This window comes from Planomonospora algeriensis (genome assembly GCF_977012225.1).
The window spans coordinates 1-4,559 of record NZ_CDRNDK010000480.1 but is presented as its reverse complement, the minus strand read 5'-3'; the positions used below and the strand labels follow the sequence as shown (position 1 = coordinate 4,559).

Annotated in this window: 5 protein-coding genes and 1 pseudogene; 1 reads left to right on the top strand and 5 read right to left on the bottom strand. The window is 72.9% G+C overall.

Annotated features, from left to right (window positions below):
- Window positions 1-86: 86 nt before the first annotated feature.
- Window positions 87-638, bottom strand: a complete 552-nt coding sequence (locus ACWJ6R_RS30725; RefSeq protein WP_449065576.1) for a DUF4870 domain-containing protein — start codon at window positions 636-638, stop codon at window positions 87-89.
- Window positions 639-869: 231 nt separating this feature from the next.
- On the opposite strand from ACWJ6R_RS30725, the gene ACWJ6R_RS30720 reads away from it, so the two are divergent.
- Complete coding sequence (locus tag ACWJ6R_RS30720; protein WP_449065575.1) at window positions 870-1,208, top strand: hypothetical protein; 339 nt, start codon at window positions 870-872, stop codon at window positions 1,206-1,208.
- Window positions 1,209-1,212: 4 nt separating this feature from the next.
- Here ACWJ6R_RS30720 and ACWJ6R_RS30715 read toward each other — a convergent pair.
- The 4 genes and pseudogenes from ACWJ6R_RS30715 to ACWJ6R_RS30700 all read right to left on the bottom strand — a co-directional run.
- Window positions 1,213-2,341 (bottom strand): annotated as a pseudogene (locus ACWJ6R_RS30715) (DUF4192 domain-containing protein).
- A gap of 72 nt (window positions 2,342-2,413) precedes the next feature.
- Entirely contained in the window at window positions 2,414-3,256 is an 843-nt protein-coding gene (locus ACWJ6R_RS30710) for an EI24 domain-containing protein (RefSeq protein WP_449065574.1), read from the bottom strand.
- A 10-nt stretch (window positions 3,257-3,266) separates the two neighbouring features.
- A complete protein-coding gene (locus ACWJ6R_RS30705) occupies window positions 3,267-3,878 on the bottom strand; it encodes a Maf family protein (protein ID WP_449065573.1) in 612 nt (203 codons plus the stop codon).
- A gap of 99 nt (window positions 3,879-3,977) precedes the next feature.
- Window positions 3,978-4,559 (bottom strand): hypothetical protein (locus ACWJ6R_RS30700; RefSeq protein ID WP_449065572.1); only part of this gene is annotated, 582 nt, incomplete at its 5' end.

Sequence of the window (4,559 nt, the reverse complement as noted above, 5' to 3'; positions counted from 1 at the left end):
GCGACGCGCGACGGCGCGTCGCCGCGCCCGCCGGGCCCGCCCCGGCACGCCGGGGTCCGCCCCGCCCTCGGCGCGTGCGTCGCGGCTCACTTGATCGGGCGCAACGTGAACGGGTAGCGGAAGTCCCCCTCGCCCAGCGCCGCCAGCCCGCCGACGACCGACAGCACCACTCCGCCGACCCAGAGCAGGGGCACCAGTACGGCGCCCACGAACGTGATCGCCAGCACGATGGTGGCGCCGATCAGGGTGAGGTGGAAGTTCAGCGCCTCCACGGCGTGCCTGCGGATGTAGGGGGAGGTCCTGCCCGCCGCGAGCAGCATGACGAGCGGTCCCAGCACGAACAGGCCCGCCAGCGGGAGCAGGTGCGCTGCGGCCGCGCCCACCCGGTCCCCGCCCGTCCGCGCCCGCGCCTGCCCGGGATACGTCTGGCCCGGTGCCGGACGCATCTGCGGCGGGTAGGGGGCGGGCAGGGGCGGACGGGATCCGTACAGCTCCTGCATGATGGGGATGAGGTCGCCGTGGACCCGGGCGGTCATCGCCCGCTCCAGCCGGTCGTCGAACTCGAGTTCGTCGAGCCGTCCTTCCGCGTAGGCGGCTTTGACGTGCTCGACCACCTGCTCCCGGTCCTGGTTGCTCACCCTGAGGCCGGCGTGACCGGACCTGGGCCCCGCCGCCGGCACGCCCCCGTGCCGCGGATTCACCGGTGGTGTCACTGTGCCCGCCATGGAACCGACCATCCCTTCGTCGCCCTTTTGACCTCCATGTTCGTCCGGAACGGCCGGCCCGCGCATCGGGGTTCCCCCTGACGCCGTCCCTGGAGTTCCCCTGGCGTCCACCATGGAAGGGTCCGGGGAGGTATAACAATGGGCATGAGATGGCGGGATCGCTATGGTTTGAGGCGTCTGCGCGGGCCGAAGATCGCAAAGTTCGATCGGGCGGCGAACGACGCCGACATCGAGGCGCTCATCGCCTTCGCGAAGTCACGCCGCGGCGTGGAGTTCTACGTCGAACCGGAGACCTTCGCGACCGACACCACCGCCGTGGCCGTCGCCGACGACGGCGAGTGGACCCGGCGCCGGGTCGGCGCACCCGCGGTGATCCGCAAGGTCGCCCGCGATCTCGCCCTCCCCGTCTACGACGTGCAGCTCACCGGTTATCCGCCCCGCATGCGGGCCTACAACGAGCGCCGCAAGCGCGAAGAGGGCTGACGTTTCATCCCGCCAGGCCGACCGGATCCACCGACGGCTCCTCCAACAGGACGACCATGGGGAGCAGCCAGGACGTCCGGGGCAGGCCCATCTGCAGGTCCAGTTCCTCGGGACTGGGCATCCTGTCCTTGAGCGCGTGCGGCGGGAGCAGGCATCGCAGCGCTTCCATGAGCAGATTGGCCATGGAGTAGCCGGGATCGGTCTCGTGCGCACGGGCCAGGGCGACGCTCGCCAGGGCGGAGTCGCCGTCGCGCCAGGCGACCATGCCGAGCAGTGACGCGGCCGGTGGCACGAACCTCGGCTCCAGTCTGCGGGTGAGGTCCTGCCAGAGCCTGCGGTGAGCATCGTGGGAGTCATCGGTGATCAGCGCCCATGCCTCGTCCCGGATCCGGATCACAGCCAGGTCGAACCCGAGCCTGGCCGCCTGCTCGTCGTCGAGCCGCCCGCCCGCGGCGTAGACCCCGATCGCCGCGCGCACGCGGGCCATCCCGTCGGCGACGAGCTCCGCCGCGAGCCCGTCGGGGTCCTCGCAGTCGGCGACGCGCCGGCGCAGTTCCTCCGCGACGCGACCGGTGACCCCGCGCATCGCCGTCCGGGCGCCCGCCGAGGGGGGCGAGCGAGCGTTCCAGGGTCTCCCGGTCGGGCAGCGCCACCAGCCCGTGCGCGACGGCCCGGACCGCGACCGCGCCTGCCTCGCGGTCGTAGGGCGCGCCGGAGGGAGGGCAGCAGTCGGTGCGCGAGCAGACATAGGACCAGTAGCGGCCGTCCTCCACCCGGAGCGCGTCGAGCAGCCTGATCCCGCCCTCCCGGAACAGGGCGACGGCCGCGTCCGCCGCGGGGGTCACCAGCGCGCCGGACCCGTAGCCGGCGACGATGACCTGGGTGATCTCCTCCTTGCGGAGCAACGGGAGGATCCGGCCGAGATCGTGGTCGGACAGCGGCAGGTCCCACCGGACGGTGAGGTGCACGCGGCCCTTGGGCGGAGAACCGCGCAGGCCGATCACGACGAGGCTCTCGGCGGGGTGGAAGCCCAGCAGGTAGGGGACGGCGCCGAGGACGTCCTCGGTGGAGCCGAGCAACAGGTCGGGCGGGCCGGCCGGGAGGTCCGGGGAGGCCGGGGTGTGGGTTGTCATGGCCGACAGCATCGCCGGATCCGGGCCGGCGGTTTCCGCCCCGCCCCGGCCCTGTGGACGACCGGCGGCGGGTCAGCGCCCCTGTGGACGAGGTCCTGACGGGAAAGGCCCCGGCGGGAAAGGTCCCGGCGGGAAGGGTCCCGGCGGGGTGTTCCGGGCGGGCGGACCGCCGGCGGCCAGCCTCGTGCGGACCATGATGGCCGCGCCCGCGACGGCGGCGGGCATGGCGACCACCGCGCCCAGCGGGATGAGGAAGAGCAGGAACAGCAGCACGCCGAAGCCGAGGGCGAGCGCCTTGTCCCCGCGGAGCAGTGCGAACCGGTTCCTGCGGACCAGCCCCCTGCGTTCCATGGCCAGTGCGGTGAGCTCGACCGTGAGGAAGAAACCCGAGACCATGGCGCCCAGCACCGGGACCACGGTCTGCCCGATCACCGGCACGAAGCCCAGGAAGAACAGCGGGACCGTGAACAGCAGCACATATCCGAGGGTGACCAGGCTGTCCTTGATCGACCGCGGGATCGATCTCCACAGCGGCAGCTCGTGTCCGGTGGGCACCTCGCCGTAGGTCTGCTCGGCCCTCTCCGAGAGCTTCTCGTAGAACGGCTCGCCGACGACCAGGGTCACCGCGGCGAAGGTCACCACGGCCAGCACCAGCCCCGCCCCGAAGACCACCACGCCGACCAGGATCCGGAAGGTGTTCCGGAGCCCTTCGCTCCATCCGTCGGCGAACGGCGTCAGCCACTCGGCCAGCTCCCCGGCGCTCGTTCCCAGGAAGTAGAGCCCCGCGGCGTAGAGCACGAACACGATCAGTGCCGGGATCAGACCGAACAGCCACCACCCCGGGTGGCGTGCGACCCAGCGCAGTCCCTGGAGGAAGAACCCCATGCCGTCGGCGAAGGAGCGGATTACACCCATGCCGCGAAGATTATCGGGATCCGTCGCCCGCCGCGTACCGCCAGAGGCCGGGGACGGAGACTCCCAGCGCGGCGAAGAGGCGGCGCAGGAGCGGGAGGGAGATGCCCAGCACGTTGCCGTGGTCGCCGTCGATGCCCTCGACGAACCAGCCGCCGGTGCCGTCCAGGGTGAAGGCTCCCGCGACGCGCAGGGGCTCGCCGGTGGCGACGTAGGCGTCGATCTCGGCGTCGTCCGGGGCGCCGAAGCGGACCGTCGTGGCGCCGACCTCGGCGGCCTCCCGGCCGGTGGCGGTGTCGATCACGCAGTGCCCGGTGAGCAGGCGGCCGCTCCGGCCGCGCATGTTCCGCCAGCGGGCCACGGCGTCCTCGGGCGAGGACGGCTTGCCGTACGCTCTGCCGTCGAGTTCCAGCATCGAGTCGCAGCCGATCACCAGCGGGCCGGCCAGGTCCCGCGCCACCGCCGCGGCCTTCGCCCTGGCCAGGGTGAGGCAGAGCTCGGCGGGGGTGTCCGCGGTGAGGGCGTCCTCGTCCACGCCGCTGACGATCACCTTGGGATCGAGCCCGGCGCCGCGGAGCAGGGCGAGGCGGGCGGGAGAGGCCGAGGCGAGCACGAGCTGGGTCACGGCGCCACCCTATCGGCGCCCGCCCGCGTGCCGGTCCGCCACCCCGGCGGGGCCCGCCCTCCGGGACGGACGGGCTCCCGGACGGACGGGCTCCGGTCCCTACAGGCGCTTGACGGAGGAGGCCGCGGCGTTGATGTCGGGCCAGCGCTTGCGCTGCGCGTCGGGGATGGTCACGAAGACCATGGCGGGTTTGGCCCGGTCGGATTCGGTCAGGACCACCGCGGCCATGGAGGAGCGGCTCTTGCCCTTCACCTTGTACGTCACCCGGTAGGCGAGCAGCCAGCCGTCCTTGAGCGGCTGGGAGGCGCTCCAGCGGATCTTGCTTCCCTTGGGGTGGTGGTTGAGCGTCCAGCGTGCGGCCAGGATGGCGGTGTCCTTCAGGCTCGCCTGCGCCTCGATCGGGACCGGGCAGCTCACCAGCATCGCCCGGTGTCCCGCGCCCTTCACCGGAGGCAGCACCTGCTTGGTCGAGAACGGCGAGGCACCGTGGGTCTTCCACGGCCTGCCCAGCCGGACCAGCGACACGCCGGACCTCTCGTCCTCCACGCGGCGCTTGGACGGCAGCGCCTTGCCGGGGAACCGGGCGAGCCTCCTGTCGCGCGGCGGCTCGGGCACGCGGGGGTCCGCCAGGGCGGCGGTCACGGCGCTGCCGTCCGGCGCCGGGCGGGGAGAGGAGGTCGC

Coding starts and splice junctions, on each gene's coding strand:
- ACWJ6R_RS30720 (WP_449065575.1), top strand. CDS start 870: ATGAGATGGCGGGATCGCTATGGTTTGAGGCGTCTGCGCGGGCCGAAG.
- ACWJ6R_RS30710 (WP_449065574.1), bottom strand. CDS start 3,256: ATGGGTGTAATCCGCTCCTTCGCCGACGGCATGGGGTTCTTCCTCCAG.